Origin of the sequence: Streptomyces sp. NPDC017056, from assembly GCF_044332485.1 — a bacterium.
Classification (GTDB): Bacteria; Actinomycetota; Actinomycetes; order Streptomycetales; family Streptomycetaceae; genus Streptomyces.
Genome location: NZ_JBIRPD010000001.1, coordinates 207,414 through 225,818, shown reverse-complemented (window position 1 = coordinate 225,818; position 18,405 = coordinate 207,414). Strand labels below are relative to the sequence as shown.

Annotated in this window: 15 protein-coding genes; 9 read left to right on the top strand and 6 right to left on the bottom strand. The window is 72.7% G+C overall.

Annotation, left to right across the window (positions count from 1 at the left end; all coding sequences use genetic code 11):
* Nucleotides 1-1,221, top strand: coding sequence for an MFS transporter (locus tag ACH4OW_RS01005; RefSeq protein WP_398023939.1), 1,221 nt, complete (start codon nucleotides 1-3; stop codon nucleotides 1,219-1,221).
* Between the two features lie 266 nt (nucleotides 1,222-1,487).
* A complete protein-coding gene (locus ACH4OW_RS01000; protein WP_398023937.1) occupies nucleotides 1,488-1,946 on the top strand; it encodes a hypothetical protein in 459 nt (152 codons plus the stop codon).
* A gap of 83 nt (nucleotides 1,947-2,029) precedes the next feature.
* On the opposite strand, the gene ACH4OW_RS00995 is transcribed toward ACH4OW_RS01000, so the two are convergent.
* Nucleotides 2,030-3,646: a multicopper oxidase family protein gene (locus ACH4OW_RS00995; RefSeq protein ID WP_398023935.1), complete on the bottom strand. Its 1,617-nt coding sequence runs from the start codon at nucleotides 3,644-3,646 to the stop codon at nucleotides 2,030-2,032.
* 94 nt (nucleotides 3,647-3,740) lie between these two features.
* Nucleotides 3,741-4,244, bottom strand: a complete 504-nt coding sequence (locus tag ACH4OW_RS00990; protein ID WP_398023933.1) for a hypothetical protein — start codon at nucleotides 4,242-4,244, stop codon at nucleotides 3,741-3,743.
* Between the two features lie 137 nt (nucleotides 4,245-4,381).
* On the opposite strand from ACH4OW_RS00990, the gene ACH4OW_RS00985 reads away from it, so the two are divergent.
* Both ACH4OW_RS00985 and ACH4OW_RS00980 read left to right on the top strand, forming a co-directional pair.
* The gene (locus ACH4OW_RS00985; RefSeq protein ID WP_360135109.1) at nucleotides 4,382-5,086 is read left to right on the top strand and encodes a DUF998 domain-containing protein; all 705 of its coding nucleotides are present in this window, start codon (nucleotides 4,382-4,384) and stop codon (nucleotides 5,084-5,086) included.
* A gap of 89 nt (nucleotides 5,087-5,175) precedes the next feature.
* Entirely contained in the window at nucleotides 5,176-6,045 is an 870-nt protein-coding gene (locus ACH4OW_RS00980) for an alpha/beta fold hydrolase (RefSeq protein WP_398024425.1), read from the top strand.
* Here the strand turns inward: ACH4OW_RS00980 and ACH4OW_RS00975 are convergent.
* Nucleotides 6,042-6,659: a hypothetical protein gene (locus ACH4OW_RS00975; protein ID WP_398023932.1), complete on the bottom strand. Its 618-nt coding sequence runs from the start codon at nucleotides 6,657-6,659 to the stop codon at nucleotides 6,042-6,044. The genes ACH4OW_RS00980 and ACH4OW_RS00975 overlap by 4 nt on opposite strands.
* Nucleotides 6,660-6,881: 222 nt before the next feature.
* Between ACH4OW_RS00975 and ACH4OW_RS00970 the strand changes: the two genes are divergently transcribed.
* Both ACH4OW_RS00970 and ACH4OW_RS00965 read left to right on the top strand, forming a co-directional pair.
* On the top strand, nucleotides 6,882-8,243 hold the full coding sequence (locus tag ACH4OW_RS00970) for a glutamine synthetase family protein (protein WP_030670291.1): 1,362 nt from the start codon (nucleotides 6,882-6,884) through the stop codon (nucleotides 8,241-8,243).
* Nucleotides 8,240-11,278 carry a bifunctional [glutamine synthetase] adenylyltransferase/[glutamine synthetase]-adenylyl-L-tyrosine phosphorylase gene (locus ACH4OW_RS00965; RefSeq protein WP_398023929.1) on the top strand — a complete coding sequence of 1,013 codons (3,039 nt, stop codon included), beginning with the start codon at nucleotides 8,240-8,242 and terminating at the stop codon, nucleotides 11,276-11,278. Before ACH4OW_RS00970 ends, ACH4OW_RS00965 begins: the two co-directional genes overlap by 4 nt.
* Here the strand turns inward: ACH4OW_RS00965 and ACH4OW_RS00960 are convergent.
* From ACH4OW_RS00960 to ACH4OW_RS00950, 3 genes are all read right to left on the bottom strand, one after another.
* Complete coding sequence (locus ACH4OW_RS00960; protein ID WP_398023927.1) at nucleotides 11,260-12,102, bottom strand: phosphatase PAP2 family protein; 843 nt, start codon at nucleotides 12,100-12,102, stop codon at nucleotides 11,260-11,262. The genes ACH4OW_RS00965 and ACH4OW_RS00960 overlap by 19 nt on opposite strands.
* Before the next feature lie 76 nt (nucleotides 12,103-12,178).
* A complete protein-coding gene (locus ACH4OW_RS00955) occupies nucleotides 12,179-13,273 on the bottom strand; it encodes a LacI family DNA-binding transcriptional regulator (protein WP_398023925.1) in 1,095 nt (364 codons plus the stop codon).
* Nucleotides 13,274-13,367: 94 nt separating this feature from the next.
* Complete coding sequence (locus ACH4OW_RS00950; protein ID WP_398023923.1) at nucleotides 13,368-14,975, bottom strand: glycoside hydrolase family 13 protein; 1,608 nt, start codon at nucleotides 14,973-14,975, stop codon at nucleotides 13,368-13,370.
* A gap of 354 nt (nucleotides 14,976-15,329) precedes the next feature.
* Between ACH4OW_RS00950 and ACH4OW_RS00945 the strand changes: the two genes are divergently transcribed.
* From ACH4OW_RS00945 to ACH4OW_RS00935, 3 genes are all read left to right on the top strand, one after another.
* A complete protein-coding gene (locus ACH4OW_RS00945) occupies nucleotides 15,330-16,598 on the top strand; it encodes an extracellular solute-binding protein (protein ID WP_360135091.1) in 1,269 nt (422 codons plus the stop codon).
* Nucleotides 16,599-16,687: 89 nt separating this feature from the next.
* Nucleotides 16,688-17,566, top strand: a complete 879-nt coding sequence (locus ACH4OW_RS00940) for a carbohydrate ABC transporter permease (protein ID WP_398024423.1) — start codon at nucleotides 16,688-16,690, stop codon at nucleotides 17,564-17,566.
* On the top strand, nucleotides 17,566-18,405 hold the full coding sequence (locus ACH4OW_RS00935; RefSeq protein ID WP_398023921.1) for a sugar ABC transporter permease: 840 nt from the start codon (nucleotides 17,566-17,568) through the stop codon (nucleotides 18,403-18,405). Before ACH4OW_RS00940 ends, ACH4OW_RS00935 begins: the two co-directional genes overlap by 1 nt.

The following is an 18,405-nucleotide window of genomic DNA, read 5'->3' as shown; positions in this document are numbered from 1 at the left end:
ATGCCCCTGGCGCTGCTCGCGCTGGCCGTCTCCGCCTTCGGCATCGGCACGACTGAGTTCGTGATGATGGGCCTGCTGCCCAATGTCGCGGGCGACCTGGGTACGTCCGTGCCCACGGCCGGCTATCTCGTCTCCGCCTACGCCCTCGGCGTCGTCATCGGCGCGCCGCTGCTGACCGCCCTCGGGTCGCGCATCCCGCGCAAGCGGATGCTCCTTCTGCTGATGGCCGTCTTCACGGTCGGCAACCTGGCCTCGGCCCTGGCGCCCAACTTCGGCCTGCTGATCGCGGGCCGGCTGCTCGCCGGACTGCCGCACGGCGCTTTCTTCGGCGTCGGCGCGGTCGTGGCCGCCCGGCTGGTCAGGGAAGGCCGGCAGGCCCGCGCGGTGGCCACCATGTTCCTCGGGCTGACCGTCGCCAACATCGTCGGCGTGCCCGCCGCCACGCTGCTCGGCCAGCACCTCGGCTGGCGCGCGACCTTCCTGGTCGTGGCCGCCATCGGCCTGGTCGCGATGGCCTCGCTGGCCCGGCTCGTGCCCCACATGCCGCGCGAGGAACGCGGCGGCGTCGCCCACGAGATCCGCGCCATGGGCAACAAGCAGGTCGTCCTCGGCCTGGTCACCGCGGTCTTCGGCTTCGCCGGCGTGTTCGCCGTCTACAGCTACCTCGCCTCGATGATGACCGAGGTCTCGGGCTTCGCCGAGAACTCCGTGCCGTTCGTCCTGGCGCTCTTCGGCGCCGGCATGACCCTGGGCGCGCTGGCCGCCGGGCCGCTGACCGACCGCGCGCTGCGGCCCACCCTGTACGGGGCGCTGGCGGCGCTCGCCGTCACCCTGGTCGTCTTCAACTACGCGGTGCACGTGCAGTGGGCGGCCCTGGTGTGCGTCGCCATCCTGGGCGCGGTCGGCTTCATGACCACCACGCCGTTGCAGATGCTGGTCATGAAGAAGGCCCAGCACGCGCCCACCCTGGCCTCGGCGTCCAACCACTCGGCGTTCAACCTGGCCAACGCGGGCGGCGCCTGGATCGGCGGCGTGGCCATCGCGGCGGGCTGGGGCTGGACCTCCCCGGCGCTGGTCGGCGCGGTGCTGGCCGTCGTCGGCCTGGGCATCGCGGTGACCGCCGGGCTGCTCGACCGCGGCGGCTCCGCGTCCTCCCGCATCGTCGCGAGCAGCGAGGACGCCGACGGCGTACCGGCGGAACTGCCGGACCGGGTGAGCTGACCCGGCCCCGCGGACCACCGCGAGAGCGGCCCCCGACCACGACCGTGGCCGGGGGCCGCTCTCGTTCTCCGGCCCGTCAGGCGGCGGGCGTCTCGGCGGTGGCGGTGGCGGTGCAACGGCCCTGTGCCACGGCCGCGCGGTGGCTGTTACCCGATGGCCGGGAAGTGGCAACAGCGGCTTCCTAGCGTTCCTGGCGTGGGTCTCCACGGGCCCGCACGCCAGGTCCGGGCCCGGCCCCGGACGTCGCACCTACAGCAAGGAGCAGCATGTTCTTCGCAGCCAGCCGCAGGGCCGACACGTCCGCGCCCGCCTCCGCCGCCCGCCCCGGCAAGCGGGCGGGCAAGCGGGCGGGCCTGCGCGCCGCGGCCGTCACCGTGGCAGCCGGCGCCGCCGTCGCCGTACCGGCCGTCGCCGCGGTCGCCGCCCCGGCGGACTCCGCGGCCCCCGCCCCCTCGGCGTCCGCCGCCGCGTCGCACGGCGTGAAAAAGGTGAAGATCGCCAACCACTACACCCTCGCGTGGGACGGCAAGGCGGGCACCGCCACGGTCCTGGACCCGGACGGCGACGCCGTCGGCGTGCTCTCCGACGACAACCCGGGTCCGGTCACCAGCGACTTCGGTGACCAGGGCAAGGCCACCTACACGATGGACTCGGCCATGTCGACGGCCACCGTCCACGTCAACGACAACGGGAAGGTCAAGGACTACTCCTTCCTGAAGGGCTAGCAGCTATCTGAAGGGCTAGCAGCGCGCGTGAGCGGGGCCGGTGGCGTGCCGGCCCCGCTTGCGTATGCCTGCTTCCGGCACGCCTACTTCTGGTAGCCGAGGACCGTCATCATCCCCGACTCCGCGTGGTAGACGTTGTGGCAGTGCAGCATCCACAGACCCGGGTTGTCGGCGTCCAGGTCGACGTCCAGCCGGCGGCCGGGCAGCACGATCGCGGTGTCCTTGCGGGGACCGCCGTCCGGCAGCGCGAAGGTGTGGCCGTGCAGGTGCATCGGGTGCCACATCGTGGTGTTGTTGCGGAACGACAGCCGTACCCGCTCACCGGCCCGCACCGGATAGCGCTGGTCAGGTGAGTACTTCTTGCCGTTGACGGCCCAGTCGTACTTCGCCATCGAGCCGGTGAGGTCGAACCTGATGGTGCGGTCCGGTTTGCGGGGCGCCAGGCGTACGGAACCGTCGGCCTTGAGCCGGTCGGCCGTCAGCAGCCGACCGTCCAGCTCGTCCGGTTGTACGGACGCGTCGGGCGCCGCGCCGCCGCCGGTGCGCAGCAGGGCCAGCGCGGTGCGCTTCTTGCCCTCGGCGAGCGCGGTCAGCGGGAAGACGCCGTCCTTGACGGTGACCACCACGTCATAGCGTTCGCCCATGCCCAGCAGCAGGGCGTCCGTCAGGGCGTGGGCGACGGGATAGCCGTCGGTGTGTGTGACCGTCATGGTGTGGCCGCCGAGTGCGACCCGGTACGCGGTGTCGCCGCCCGCGTTGACGAACCGGATGCGGACGCGGTCGCCGGGCCGCGCGCGGAAGGTCTGCGGGTCCTCGGGCGTACGGCCGTTGACGAGGTGGTACGGGTACGCCACGTCGCCCGCGTCACCGCCCAGCAGCTTGCTGGTGGCGCCCATCATCATGCGGGACGGGCCGGTGGGCGACGGCTCCTCGCGGCCGCCCATGGAGTGCGCGCCGTGGCCCGTCCCGCCGGAACCGTGGTCCATCCCGCCGTGGTCCATGCCGCCGGAGCCGTGGTCCATGCCGCCCATGCCCTTGGAGAGTTCGGCCAGCACCGCGTCCGGCGTGCTGCCGTCCACGCCGTCGACCCAGTCGTCCAGGACGACCACCCACTCCTTGTCGTAGGCGAGGGGTTCCTTCGGGTCCTCGACGATCAGGGGCGCGTACAGGCCGCGGTCCTGCTGCACTCCCGAGTGCGGGTGGAACCAGTACGTGCCGGGGTGGCTGACGGCGAAGCGGTACGTGAACGAGCCGCCGGGCCTGACCGCGCGCTGGGTCAGGTCCGGCACGCCGTCCATGTCGTTGCGCAGCGCCAGGCCGTGCCAGTGCAGGGACGTGGCCTCGGGCAGGTGGTTGGCGAGGGCCAGCTCCAGGGTGTCGCCCGCGGTGACGCGGACCTCCTTGCCCGGCAGGTCGTCGCCGTACGCCCAGGTGGCGACCGAACGGCCGCCGAGGTCGAGCCGGGCGGCGGTGGCGGTCAGCGCGAACTTGCGCACCGGGCCCGAGCCGCGCTTGGCCTCGGCGGCGGCCACTTCCGGGCCGTCGGGGGAGACGTAACCGCCCGGCGCCTCGGCCGGTTTGCCGTGTCCGGAGTGGCCGGTGCCGTCCGGGCCCGAGCCTGCCGAACAGGCGGCGAGCAGGCCGCTGCCGGCGGCCGCGATGCCCGCGCCGAGTACGGCGCGGCGGGTGTGCGTACGCATGGTGGAGAAACACCTCGTGGTGGAGTGCGGTCTGTGGTGAGCGCGTGGGGGCTGGGCCGCGGACGCGCGCAGGCGTCGGCGGCCGGCCGCGCTTCTACACGCGCAGGACCGAGAGCCGGGCGAGGTGTTTGTGCCGGGGGACCGGCGGTGGTTCGGGACGCAGGCCGCGCAGCAACCGGGCCCGTACGGCGGCCAGGAGGTCGGCCGCCTGCCGCCCCAGCAGCCGGCCGGTGCGGACGAGGGCGAGCACCCAGACGGACAGCACGGCCAGGCAGACCGCGCCGGGGTTCATGGCGTGGTGGTCGTCGGCGGTCGAGGAGGAGGGGGAGGCGGGGGAGGAGGGATGCTGGGCTTGCTGGGTGTGCCGCGAGGGCTGATGGGCCGGTTGCGCCTTATTGGCCGGCTGCGTCTCGTGGGACGGCTGCGCTTCGTGGGCGGGCTGTGCCTGGTGTACCGCCGGCATCGGGTCCGATCCGTGCCCGCCCACCGGGTGCCCCAGGGTGTGCATGCCGACGATGCCGACGAGCAGCGCGGCGAACAGCAGCAGGCGGCCGCACCACGCGGCGGCCTTGCCCTGTCCTCGCACTTCGTACGGCATGTCGACGGTCCTCCCGGTGCCACTGTCCAGCACCCTACCCCTACGGGGTATGCCGCCCCCGGGCGCCCCGGCCCGCGCTCACTTTGCCTATTCTTGACCTTTCCAAGCGCCCCTGGCGTCCCAGCCCGACCACCAGGATGTCCGTGCAGACGAGCAAGCGCCGCCGCGCCGCCCCCGTACTCCTCCTGCTCGGTGCGGTGGCGTACACCGCCTGGGTCCTGGAGGTGGTCCTGTCCACCGGCCTCGACCCGATCCGGACGTACGTCAGCGAACTGGCCGCCGCCGACCAGCCGCTCGGCGGACTCTTCCGCGCCACGGACCTGCTCGCCGGACTCCTGGTGCTGGCCGGCGCCCTCGCCGCGCTGCGCACCCTGCCGCGCCGGCCCTGGGCGACCGCCGGCTGGTCGGCGCTCGCCCTCTTCGGCGCGGCCACCGCCGTCGACTCCCGACTGCCGCTGAGCTGCGCGCCGACCAGCGACCCCGAGTGCGCGGCCCGGGAGACCGCGGGCCTGGTGCCCGCCACCCACACCGCGCACGCGATCAGCAGTTCGCTGGCCATGGTGGGCGCGCTGGCCGCGCTGGTCCTGCTGACGGCCGCCGCCCGCCGGTACGGCTGGTGGCCGCCGCTCGGCCGCCTCGCGCCGTGGCTGACGCTGGCCGAACTGGCCGCGACCGCCTGGACGCTCAGCTCCATCGCGGCCTTCACCGAGGGCCACGGCACCTGGGCGCTCGGCGTCGGCCAGCGCCTCCAGGTCCTGCTCGTCGCCCTGTACGTGGGGCTGCTCGCGTGGTGCGTCGGGAGAGCGGGCACCACTACGGGGAGGGAAGGGGACACGGCATGAGCGGGGACGGCGGGCGGAAGGGACGGCAGGACACGGGGAACGGCGCGGGCAAGGGCTTCCCGGACGGCCCGGGGCCCGCCCCCGGCCGCATGCTGCGCGTCGACGGGGTGGTGCTGCACGTCCTGCGGGAGGGCGGCGGCCCGGTGTGCGTTCTCAGCGGCGGCCTGGGCATGAGCTGGTTCGACTGGGACGAGGTCGCGGTCCGGCTCGCCCCGCACCGTACGGTGGTCCGCTTCGACCGGCCGGGGCTGGGGCTGAGCGCGCCCGCCCAGGGGCCGCCCACCGCGGCGGGCGAGGCGGCCCGGATCGCGCACGTCCTGGACGCGCTCGGGCTGCCGGGGCCGTGCACCGTGGTCGGCCACTCGCTGGCCGCCTTCCACGCCGAGGCGTTCGCCCGGCTGTACCCGGACCGCGCCGCCGGCCTGGTCCTCGTCGACGGGAGCGTGGAGGAGGACCCGCGCCCGCGGCTGCCGCGCACCGTCCGTACGGCCTGGGCCGGCGGCCTGGCATCCGTGCTCTCGGCGGCCGGGCTGCCGCGCGCCCTCGGCCCCGCCGCGCGCCGCCTGACCACCCGGGCCTCGACCGTGCGCAACCACCCGCCGGACCCGTACGAGTCCGGCACCTACCGCACCAGCCGGGTGCTGCGCGCCTGCGTCCTGGAGAACGCCACGTACTCCTACCAGGCCGCTGAGGTCGCCGCGCTGCGCTCCGGGCATCCGCTGCGGGGCGTGCCGGTGACGGTCCTGGCCGCGTACGACGGCAGCGAGACCCCGCGCGAGCTGCGCTGGCTGGAGCGCCAGCGCGGGCTGGCCACCCAGCTCGGCGGCGCCTTCGCGGTGGCCGCCCCGGCCGGTCACCTGGTGATGGCCGACGCCCCGGATGCGGTCGCCACGGCCGTCCTGTCCCTGGCCACCGACCCGGACCTGGAGGGCGGCCCGCGCGAACGCCGCCCTGATTAGGGCTTCGCGGTCCGCCGCGCCCGCACCTCGAAGAACTGCGGTACGGACGCCGCGCCGGCGACCGCGTCCCACAGGCGGTCGGCGTCCGCGCCGGTGGGCGCCGGCGCCACCACGGGGCCGAAGAAGCCGCGTGCGCCGGCGGCCGTGGTGAGGACCGTGACCGGCGAGCCCGCGTCCTCGCCGGAGAACTCCTGCGCCTCCTCGCGGGCCCGTGCCACCGGCCGGTCCAGCGCGGTGTCGTGCAGCGCCGCCGCGTACGCCGTGCCGCCCGCCTCCGACAGGGCCCGCTCGGCCAGCTCCGGCGTCGGGTCGGCGCCGCCGTCGTGGACCGCCGCGCCGTAGACGGCGTACGCGGCGCCGGCCAGCGCGTCCCGGCCGTCGGCGTGCGCGGCCTCGGTCACCCGCAGCAGGCAGCGTCCGGCGGCCGCCGCCGCGCGCCGCCCTTCGGGCAGTTCGCCGAGCGGGGCCCCGCCGGTCAGGTCGAAGGCCCGGTAGAAGAGCGGGATGCCCCGCCGCCCTGTGACGTCCACAAGCCACTGCGCGGTGCGCCAGGTCCAGGGGCACACGGGGTCGAAGTGGAACGTCACGGCCGTGACGTCGAAGCGGTCGGGCACGGGGCACTCCTCGCGGAACCGGACGGTCCGGATCTTCTTCTCCCGGGGTACCGCCCGCCGCTCCCGGGCAAACCTGCTGCCGCCGCCTCCGCGCCCGGCAGTTCTGATCTCGGCCGAGGGTGCGTAATGTGACGGTAACCCCCTCCCGTGATACTGGTGTGCCACACCTCGTTGTCCGACGGGGCGTGGACAGGCCGATTGACCTGCAAGGAATGGTGAGCCATGGACAAGCAGCAGGAGTTTGTGCTCCGTACGCTGGAGGAGCGCGACATCCGCTTCGTACGACTGTGGTTCACCGATGTGCTGGGGTTCTTGAAGTCGGTGGCGGTGGCCCCCGCCGAACTGGAGCAGGCCTTCGACGAAGGCATCGGCTTCGACGGCTCCGCGATCGAAGGCTTCGCGCGGGTGTACGAGTCCGACATGATCGCCAAGCCGGACCCGGGCACCTTCCAGATCCTGCCGTGGCGCGCCGAGGCCCCCGGCACCGCCCGGATGTTCTGCGACATCCTCATGCCGGACGGCTCGCCCTCCTACGCCGACCCGCGCTACGTCCTCAAGCGCATCCTGGCCAAGACCTCCGACCTCGGCTTCACCTTCTACACCCACCCCGAGATCGAGTTCTTCCTGCTCAAGGACAAGCCGGTGGACGGCACCCGGCCCAGCCCCGCGGACTCCTCCGGCTACTTCGACCACACCCCGCAGAACGTCGGCATGGACTTCCGGCGCCAGGCGATCACCATGCTCGAATCGATGGGCATCTCGGTGGAGTTCAGCCACCACGAGGGCGCGCCGGGACAGCAGGAGATCGACCTGCGCTACGCCGACGCGCTGTCCACCGCCGACAACATCATGACGTTCCGGCTGGTGATGAAACAGGTCGCGCTGGAGCAGGGCGTCCAGGCGACGTTCATGCCCAAGCCGTTCTCGGAGTACCCGGGTTCGGGCATGCACACCCACCTCTCGCTCTTCGAGGGCGACCGCAACGCCTTCCACGAGTCCGGCGCCGAGTACCAGCTCTCCAAGGTCGGCCGCTCCTTCATCGCGGGCCTGCTGCGGCACGCGGGCGAGATCTCCGCCGTCACCAACCAGTGGGTCAACTCCTACAAGCGCATCTGGGGCGGCGCCAACCGCACCGCGGGCGCCGGCGGCGAGGCCCCCTCGTACATCTGCTGGGGCCACAACAACCGCTCAGCGCTCATCCGCGTGCCCATGTACAAGCCGGGCAAGATGGGCTCCACCCGGGTCGAGGTCCGCTCCATCGACTCCGGCGCCAACCCCTACCTCACGTACGCGGTACTGCTCGCCGCCGGCCTCAAGGGCATCGAGGAAGGCTACGAGCTGCCGGCCGGCGCCGACGACGACGTGTGGGCGCTGTCGGACTCCGAGCGCCGCGCCATGGGCATCGAGCCGCTGCCGCAGAACCTCGGCGAGGCCATCGACCTGATGGAGCGCAGCGAACTGGTCGCGGAGACCCTCGGCGAGCACGTCTTCGACTTCTTCCTGCGCAACAAGAAGCAGGAATGGGAGGAATACCGCTCCGAGGTCACCGCGTTCGAGCTGCGCAAGATGCTGCCGGTCCTGTGACCGCGCACCCCGCTCCGCAGGGCCAGGGGCGGCGCAGCAGCGCCTTCTCCCGGCTGCTGCGGTACGGCTTCACCGACCCGTCGGCGGCCGGGCGCCTGCTGGACGCGCCCGAACTGGCCGCCGTACGGGACGACTCGGTGCTTCTGGAGGCGCTGGGCGCCACCGCCGACCCCGACCTGGCGCTGACCGCGCTGGTGCGCATGGCGGAGGCGCAGGACCCGGACGAGCGGCAGAAGCTGCTGAGCACCCTGATCACCGCCAAGCCGCTGCGCGACCGGCTGCTGGGCGTGCTCGGCGCCTCCGAGGCGCTCGGCGACCACCTCGTGCGGCACCCGCACGACTGGCACTCGCTGGTCACCTACGAGGCGGCGGACCTGCACCCGACCACGCCCGAGTTCGAGGCGGCGCTCGCCGAGGGCATCTGGGGCGAGCGGGGCCGGGACCGGCCGCGGCCCGACGCGCTGCGGGCCGCCTACCGGCGGTGCCTGCTGGGCATCGCGGCGCGCGACGTGTGCGGCACGACCGACGTGGCCGAGACCGCGGCGGAGCTGGCCGACCTGGCGACCGCGACGGTGCGCGCCGCGCTGGAGATCGCCTGCGAGGAGCAGCCCACCGACGCCGCGGCCTGCCGGCTGGCGGTCGTCGGCATGGGCAAGTGCGGCGGCCGGGAGCTGAACTACGTCTCGGACGTGGACGTCATCTACGTCGCGGAGGCGCGCGACGGGACGGAGGAGGCCAAGGCGCTCCAGGCCGCGACGCGGCTGGCGGGCCGGCTGATGCGGGTCTGCTCCGACGTCACGGCCGAGGGCACGATCTGGCCGGTGGACGCCAACCTGCGCCCCGAGGGCCGCAACGGGCCGCTCGTGCGCACCCTCAACAGCCACCTCGCCTACTACGAACGCTGGGCCAAGACCTGGGAGTTCCAGGCGCTGCTCAAGGCCCGGCCGATGGCGGGCGACGAGGAGCTGGGCAAGGAGTACGTGGCGGCGGTCACCCCGCTGGTCTGGCAGGTCTCCGAGCGCGAGAACTTCGTGTCCGACGTACGGCAGATGCGCCGCCGCGTCGTGGAGAACATCCCCGCCGCCCAGGTCGACCGCGAACTGAAGCTGGGCCCCGGCGGCCTGCGCGACGTGGAGTTCGCCGTGCAGCTCCTCCAGCTGGTGCACGGCCGCGGCGACGCGACCCTGCACAGCTCGACCACCCTGGACGCACTCTCGGCACTCGCGTCGGGCGGCTACGTCGGCCGCGAGGACGCCAAGGCGCTCGACGTCGCGTACCGCTTCCTGCGCACGCTCGAACACCGCATCCAGCTCTACAAGCTGCGCCGTACGCACCTGATGCCGGAGGACGACCCGGACCTGCGGCGCCTGGCCCGCTCCATGGGGATGCGCACCGAGCCGGTGGAGACGCTCCGCAAGGAGTGGAAGTGGCACGCCCGCGAGGTGCGGCGGCTGCACGAGAAGCTGTTCTACCGGCCGCTGCTGGACGCCGTGGCCCACCTGGAGCCCGGCAGCACCCGGCTCTCCGCCAAGGCGGCGGGCCAGCGCCTCGAAGCGCTCGGGTACGCCGACCCGGTCGCCGCGCTGCGCCACCTGGAGGCACTGGCCTCCGGCGTGACCCGCAAGGCCGCCATCCAGCGCACCCTGCTGCCGGTCCTGCTCGCCTGGTTCGCGGACTCCGCCGACCCCGACGCGGGCCTGCTGAACTTCCGCAAGGTCTCCGACGCGCTCGGCAAGACGCCCTGGTACCTGCGGCTGCTGCGCGACGAGGGCGCCGCCGCCGAGAACCTGGCCCGCGTACTGTCGGCCGGCCGCTTCGCCCCCGACCTGCTGCTGCGCGCCCCCGAGGCGGTCGCGCTGCTCGGCGCGAAGGACGGCTTGCAGCCGCGCGGCCGTGCCGCGCTGGAGCAGGAGGTGCTGGCCGCCGTCGGCCGCGCGGAGGGCGCCGAGCAGGCTGCCGCCGCGGCCCGGGGGGTACGCCGCCGCGAGCTGTTCCGTACGGCCGCAGCGGACCTGATCGGCGCGTACGGCACGGAGGGCCACCCGGCCCAGGCGGACCGCGGGCACGCCGCCGACGTGGTCGGCACCGCCGTCTCCGACCTGACCGCCGCCACCATCGCGGGCGCGCTGCGCGCCGCCGTGCGCGACCAGTGGGGCGACACCCTGCCCACCCGCTTCACCGTGATCGGGATGGGCCGCTTCGGCGGCCGGGAGCTGGGGTACGGCTCCGACGCCGACGTGCTCTTCGTGCACGAGCCGCGCGAGGGCGCCGACGAGCACGAGGCCGCCAAGGCCGCGCACGCCGTCGCCAACGAGATGCGCCGCCTGCTCCAGCTGCCGTCCGCCGACCCGCCGCTGCCGATCGACGCCGACCTGCGCCCGGAGGGCAAGACCGGCCCGCTGGTGCGTACCCTCTCCTCCTACGCCGCCTACTACCGGCGCTGGTCGCTCGTGTGGGAGGCGCAGGCCCTGCTGCGCGCCGAGCCGGTCGCGGGCGACGCGGAGCTGGGGGAGCGGTTCATCGAGCTGGTCGACCCACTGCGCTACCCGGTGGAGGGCCTGGGCGAGGACGCCGTACGGGAGATCCGGCGGCTCAAGGCCCGCATGGAGACGGAGCGGCTGCCGCGCGGCGCCGACCCGACCACGCACACCAAGCTGGGCCGCGGCGGACTCAGCGACGTCGAGTGGACCGTGCAGCTGATCCAGATGCAGCACGCCTGGGCCGAGCCGGGCCTGCGCACGACCCGTACCCGCGAGGCCCTGGCCGCGGCCCGCACCGCGGGGCTGCTCACCACCGAGGACGCCCAGATCCTCGACGAGGCGTGGGTGCTGGCCTCCCGGGTGCGCAACGCGGCGATGCTGGTGCGGGGCCGCCCCGGCGACACGTTCCCCTCGGACGCGCGCGAGCTGGCGGCGGTCGGCCGCTACCTCGGGTACGAGGAGGGGCACGTCGGGGAGATGCTGGACGACTACCGTCGGACGACCCGCAGGGCCCGCGCGGTGGTCGAGGAGATCTTCTACGGTGCGGCGGGCTGAGGCAGCCGCGGCAGCCGGTGCGGCAGCGCCGCGTACCAGGCGAAGGCCAGGCCGATCCCGAAGGCCAGGCACAGTATGCCGCCCACCGCGTCGAGCCAGAAGTGGTTGGCGGTGGAGACGATGACCATCAGGGTCGTGGCCGGGTAGAGCAGGCCCAGGGCCTTGGCCCACACCGGCTTGGCGATCAGCGCGATCATCACGCCGCACCACAGCGACCAGCCGATGTGCATCGACGGCATGGCCGCGTACTGGTTGGACATCGAGGCCAGGTTGCCGGAGGCCATAGAGCCCCACGTGTGGTGGACGATGACGGTGTCGATGAAGCCGCCGCCGTCCATCAGGCGGGGCGGTGCCAGCGGGTAGAAGTAGTACCCGAGGAGGGCGACGCCCGTGGTGGCGAAGAGCGCGAGGCGGGCGGCCGCGTACCGGCCGGGGTGCCAGCGGTAGAGCCAGACCAGCACGCCGATGGTCAGTATGAAGTGCAGTGTGGCGTAGTAATAGTTCATCGAGACGATGAGCCAGGTCACCGAGTCCACGGCATGGTTGACGGTTTTCTCCACCGCTATGCCGAGGGCCTGCTCGGCCTGCCAGATCCAGTCCGCGTTCTTGAGCGCCTGGGCCTTCTGCTCGGGCACCGCGTTGCGGATGAGGGAGTACACCCAGTAGCTGACCGCGATCAGGAGGATCTCGAACCAGAGCCGCGGGGACCGGGGAGAGCGCAGGCGGGCCAGCCGGCCACCGGAGGACGCGTTCGGCACGCGTTCCTCGGTGGGTGGCGGCACGGCCGTACGGCCGTCAAGAGTCTTCACATGCGCTTCACCCATAGGCAGACAGTCTGCCAGAAAGGGGTCGGCGGCCGATCACCCTCTGGTCGGGTACCGAGGGGCCCCGTGTAGCACCTCAGGGGGAGGCGGCCCCCTGAGAACCCGTACGGCTTCCATCCGTATCAGAGGAGACGGCCGGACCGGGAATCCGGCCCGCTTTCGGCGCCGAGGCGGTGGAGCCGCGGACGACCAGCTCGGGGTGGAAGACGAATTCGCTGTGCGGGGCCGGGGTGCCGCCGACCTCCTCCAGCAGGGCCCGCACCGCCGCCTGCCCCATCGCGGTGACCGGCTGCCGGATCGTGGTCAGCGGCGGGTCCGTGAAGGCGATGAGCGGGGAGTCGTCGAAGCCGACGACGGAGACCTCGCGGGGCACGTCCAGGCCCCGCTGCCGGGCGGCCCTGATCGCGCCCAGCGCCATCATGTCGCTGGCGCACACCACCGCCGTGCAGCCGCGGTCGATCAGCGAGCCGGCCGCCGCCTGCCCGCCCTCCAGGGTGTACAGGGAGTGCTGGATCAGCTCCTGGGCCGCGTCCCGGCCCAGGCCGAGCTGCTCGCCCATGCTGTGCAGGAAGCCCTCGATCTTGCGCTGGACGGGCACGAAGCGCTTCGGTCCGAGCGCCAGCCCGATCCGCTGGTGGCCCAGTGCCGCCAGATGGGTGACGGCCAGGCGGATCGCGGCCCGGTCGTCCGGCGAGACGAAGGGCGCCTGCACCTTGTCGGAGAAGCCGTTGATCAGGACGAAGGGCACGCCCTGGCCGCGCAGCTGCTCGTAGCGCTGCATGTCGGCGGAGGTGTCGGCGTGCAGCCCGGAGACGAAGATGATCCCGGCGACGCCGCGGTCCACCAGCATCTCGGTCAGCTCGTCCTCGGTGGAGCCGCCCGGTGTCTGGGTGGCCAGCACCGGCGTGTAGCCCTGGCGGGTCAGCGCCTGGCCGATCACCTGCGCGAAGGCCGGGAAGATCGGGTTCTCCAGCTCCGGCGTTATCAGGCCGACCAGCCCGGCGCTGCGCTGCCGCAGCCGCACGGGCCGCTCGTACCCGAGCACGTCGAGCGCGGCCAGCACGGACTGGCGGGTGGTGGCGGAGACACCGGGTTTCCCGTTGAGCACCCGGCTGACGGTGGCCTCGCTGACACCCGCCTGCGCTGCGATGTCGGCCAGCCGGGCGGTCATGGAGGGGACTGTACCGGTCGCCTGTCGGATTGCCCACGCTGCCCGCACCGCCCGTCGTCCCTGCCGCGCCCGGCGGGCCGTACCGGACCGTCGGTCAGACGGCCCACCAGGTGCAGGAGTCGCCGGGCAGCAGGACCACGCCGCCCTCGGCCGGGACGGTGGCGGAGGCGAGCAGCAGCCGCCCGGGGCGGGGGAGTTCGACGGCGCGGTCCAGGGTGTTGAGGGTGCACAGCAGTCCCGTGCGGCCGGTGCGTCCGGTGCGGGTGAAGGCCAGCAGCCCGTCGGGGGCTTGGGCCCAGGCCAGGCCGCCGTCGCCGAGGCAGGGGTGGTCGCGGCGCAGGGCGAGCGCCGCCCGGTACAGCTCCAGGGTGGAGCCGGGGTCGCCGGTCTGGGCCCGTACGGACAGGTCCTTCCAGGCGCGGGGCTGCGGCAGCCAGCTGCCGCCGGGGCCGAAGCCGTACGCGGCCGAGTCGCCGCACCAGGGCATCGGCACCCGGCAGCCGTCGCGGTGCCCGTCCTGGCCGTCGCCGCGGAAGAACGCCGGGTCCTGGCGCACCTCGTCGGGCAGGTCGGTGACCTCCGGCAGGCCCAGTTCCTCGCCCTGGTAGAGGTAGGCGGAGCCGGGCAGCGCGAGCATGGTGAGCGTGGCGGCGCGGGCGCGGTGCAGGCCGCCGAGGCGGGTGGTGTGCCGGACCACGTCGTGGTTGGACAGCACCCAGGAGGTGGTGGCGCCGACCGAGGTGGTCGCGGCGAGGGAGGCGTCGATGACGGCGCGCAGCGAGGCGGCGGACCAGTCGGCGGTCAGGAACTGGAAGTTGAACGCCTGGTGCAGCTCGTCGGGGCGTACGTACAGGGCGAGGCGTTCGGGGGTGGGGGCCCATGCCTCGGCGACGCCGATGCGCTCGCCGGGGTAGGAGTCCAGCAGGCGGCGCCAGGCGCGGTGGATCTCGTGGACGCCGTCTTGGTCGAAGAAGGGCAGTACCTGGCTGCCGATGAGCTTGGCCTGCTGTTTGTGGCCGATGTCGGGCAGGCCCGGTGCCTTGATCATGCCGTGCGCCACGTCGACGCGGAAGCCGTCGACGCCGAGGTCGAGCCAGAACCGCATGATGGACTCGAACTCGGCGTGCACGTCCGGATTCTCCCAGTCCAGATCGGGCTGTTCCGGGGCGAACAGGTGCAGGTACCAGTCGCCGCGGTCCGTACGCGTCCAGGCGGGCCCGCCGAAGACCGACTCCCAGTCGTTGGGCGGCAGCTGGCCGGACGCGCCCTTGCCGGGGCGGAAGACGTAGCGCTGCCGGGCCAGCTCTGGGTCCCGGAACCAGGGGTGCTGGTCGGAGGTGTGGTTGGGCACGATGTCGACGATCACCCGCAGGCCCAGCGCGTGGGCGGCCCGCACCAGGTCGTCGGCGTCCTGGAGGTTGCCGAACAGCGGGTCGACGGAGCGGTAGTCGGCGACGTCGTAGCCGCCGTCGGCCTGCGGCGAGGCGTAGAACGGGGTGAGCCAGACGGCGTCCACGCCCAGCTCCTTGAGGTAGGGCAGGCGCTCCCTGGCGCCGCGCAGGTCACCGATGCCGTCGCCGTCGCAGTCGGCGAAGGAACGGACGTACACCTGGTAGATGACGGCGTCGCGCCACCAGCCCGGCCGATCGCCGCGGCCGGTCGGCGCGGGGGCGGGGCCGGTGGAAGTGAGCTCCTGGGGCATCTGGCATCCCTGTTCGAGAGTGGGGTGTTTCGGGCGGAGCGTCCATGCGTCGTCTTGCAGGGTCCGGGCATCGAAGGACGGACGGTCGTTCACCGGCTCAACGCTCGGGGTACACCCCGGGTGACGGCACGGGGGCTCGCGAGGGCCCTGGTGAGCGGCCTGATGGCGCGCGGTGGGCGCGGGATGCGCGGGCGCCGCCCCCTGCAAATTCTTCCAGCGAGCTTGCAGAAAATTGCCGCAAGGTCTTTCGGTTTCATTTCCGCGCTGTTACGTTCCTGTCCGCCATCACAGGCGTTCCGAACGGCCGAGCGAGGCGTTCCGGCGCCATCTCGGGCGTTTCCCTAAGGAGTTCACATGCGGCGTGGCATAGCGGCCACCGCGCTGGTCGCGGGTCTGGCACTGGCAGCGACAGCGTGCGGGGGTGACGGCGGCGGGGGCGACCAGCAGAGCGGGGGCGAGCTGTCGGGCACCGTGACCTTCTGGGACACCTCCAACGACGCCGAGAAGGCGACGTACAAGCAGCTGGCCGAGAGCTTCGAGAAGGAGCACCCCAAGGTCGACGTGAAGTACGTCAGCGTGGCGTTCGGCGAGGCCAACGCCAAGTTCAAGAACGCGGCCGGCGCCGGCGCCGGAGCGCCCGACGTGATGCGCACCGAGGTCGCCTGGGTCGCCGACTTCGCCAACCTCGGCTACCTCGCACCGCTGGACGGCACCCCCGCCCTGGACAACACGGGCGACTACCTCCCGCAGGCCCTCGGCAGCACCAAGTTCAAGGACAAGACGTACGCCGCGCCGCAGGTCACCGACACGCTCGGCCTCTTCTACAACAAGCGGCTCCTGAAAGAGGCGGGCGTCCCGGTCCCCAAGACCTTCGCCGAGCTGGCCGCCGCCGCCAAGCAGATCAAGGAGAAGACCGGCGCCACCGCGCTGTACCTGCGCGGCGACGACCCGTACTGGTTCCTGCCGTACCTCTACGGCGAGGGCGGCGACATGGTCGACGCGCGCGACAAGATCGTCACGATCGACGACGACGCCGGCGTCCGGGCATTCAAGCTGATCAAGGACCTGGTCGACTCCAAGGCCGCCGTCACCGACGCCACCGACGGCCAGGAGAACCAGCTCAAGGCCCTCAAGGACGGCAGCGTCGCGATGGCGATCAGCGGCCCCTGGGACATCGAAGGGGTACGCGCGGGCAAGGAGTTCAAGGACAAGGCGAACCTCGGCGTCGCGCCCGTGCCCGGCGGCAGCGCCTCCCAGGGCTCCCCGCAGGGCGGCTGGAACCTCTCCGTCTACGCGGGCTCGAAGAACCTCCAGGCGTCCTACGCCTTCGTGAAGTACCTGAGCTCGGCGAAGATCCAGCAGCAGACCACCGAGAAGCTGAGCCTGCTGCCCACCCGCAAGTCCGTCTACGAGGTCCCGGCCGTCAAGAACAACGAGATGGTCGGCTTCTTCAAGCCCGCCGTCGACAAGGCCGTGCAGCGCCCCTGGATCGCCGAGGGCAACGCGCTCTTCGAGCCCATCAAGGTCCAGATGAACAAGGTCCTGACCGGCGCGAGCACGCCCGAGCAGGCCGCCAAGGCCGTCGGCGACAGCTACCGCAAGATCCTCAAGGACTACAAGTGACGGACGCCGTACGGATACCCGCGGCCCGGCGCACCTCGCCGCCGGGCCGGGTACGCAGAGCCCTGGGCACCCACTGGTACGCCTGGACCATGGTCGCCCCGGTGGTGCTCGTCATCGGCGTGATCATCGGCTACCCCCTGGTCCGCGGCCTGTACCTGTCGCTGACCGACGCCAACGAGGCCAACGTCGAGCGCCACATCGGCATGAACCACATCCCGGCCACGTACGAGTTCACCGGCCTGGACAACTACACGGCGATCCTCGGCGACGGCGTCTTCTGGGGCCGGCTCGGCTGGACCGTGCTGTGGACGGTGGCCTGCGTCGGCCTCACCTTCGCCATCGGCCTGGCCCTCGCCAACCTGCTCAACCGCAAGCTGCGCGGCCGCACCTTCTACCGCTTGGCGCTGATCCTGCCCTGGGCCATCCCCGCCTTCGTCTCCGTCTTCACCTGGCGGCTGCTCTACAACGAGAAGAACGGCCTGCTCAACAAGGTGCTGGCGGGCGGCGGCATCGACGCGGTGCCGTGGCTCAACGACCCGGCCTGGGCCAAGCTGTCGGTCATCGCCGTCAACGTGTGGCTGGGCGTACCGTTCATGCTCGTCGCGCTGCTCGGCGGCCTCCAGTCGATCCCCGGCGAGCTGTACGAGGCCGCCGAGATGGACGGCGCCGGTGCCTGGCAGCGGTTCCGCAACATCACCCTGCCCGGCCTGCGCGGCGTGAGCAGCACCGTCATCCTGCTCTCCACCATCTGGACGTTCAACATGTTCCCGGTGATCTACCTGCTCACCCGGGGCGGCCCCGGCGACGCCACGGAGATCCTGGTGACGTACGCCTACCGGCTCTCCTTCGTCGACAGCCCGCGCGACTTCGCCGGCTCGGCCGCCTGGGGCGTACTGATCCTGCTCCTGCTGTCCGTCGTCGCGGTGGTCTACCGGCGCGCGCTCCGCAAGCAGGGAGAGGTGTGGTGATGGCCAAGTCCCCGCGCGGCACGAGGAGCCCGCTGGCCTCCGTCGGGCTGCACCTGACCCTCCTGATCGCCGCCGCCGTCGCGGTCTTCCCGCCGCTGTGGCTGCTCGTCACCTCCTTCAAGCCGAAGAACGACGCCTTCTCCACCGAGCTGGTCACCCACTTCACCTTCGCCAACTACCGGCACGTGGTCGCCGACACCCAGTTCCTGACCTGGTTCGGCAACTCCGTGGTCGTCGTCGGCGTCACCACCGTCCTCGGCGTCTTCGTCGCGGCCACCACCGGCTACGCCGTCAGCCGCTTCCGGTTCCCCGGGATGCGCCCGCTGATGTGGCTGCTGCTGATCACGCAGATGTTCCCGGTGGCCGTACTGATCGTGCCGCTGTACAACCTGCTGGCGGGCCTGGGCCTGCTCAACCAGCCCGCCGGCCTGGTCGTCACCTACCTGACCATCGCCGTCCCCTTCTGCGCCTGGATGATGAAGGGCTTCTTCGACACCATCCCGGTGGAGATCGACGAAGCAGGCCGCGTCGACGGTCTCAACCCCTTCGGCACCTTCTGGCGCCTGGTCCTGCCGCTGGCCCGCCCCGGCCTGGCCGTCACCGGCTTCTACACCTTCGTGACGGCCTGGGCCGAGGTCGCGTACGCCTCCGCCTTCATGACCGGCGAGGAGAACCTGACCCTCGCCGGCGGCCTGCAGACCTTCGTCAACCAGTACGTCAACGACTGGGGATCGATGACCGCCGCCGCCGTGATCATCGCGGTGCCCGCGGCCCTGGTCTTCGCCTTCGCCCAGCGCCACCTCGTCGCCGGGCTGACCTCCGGTACCACCAAGGGATGA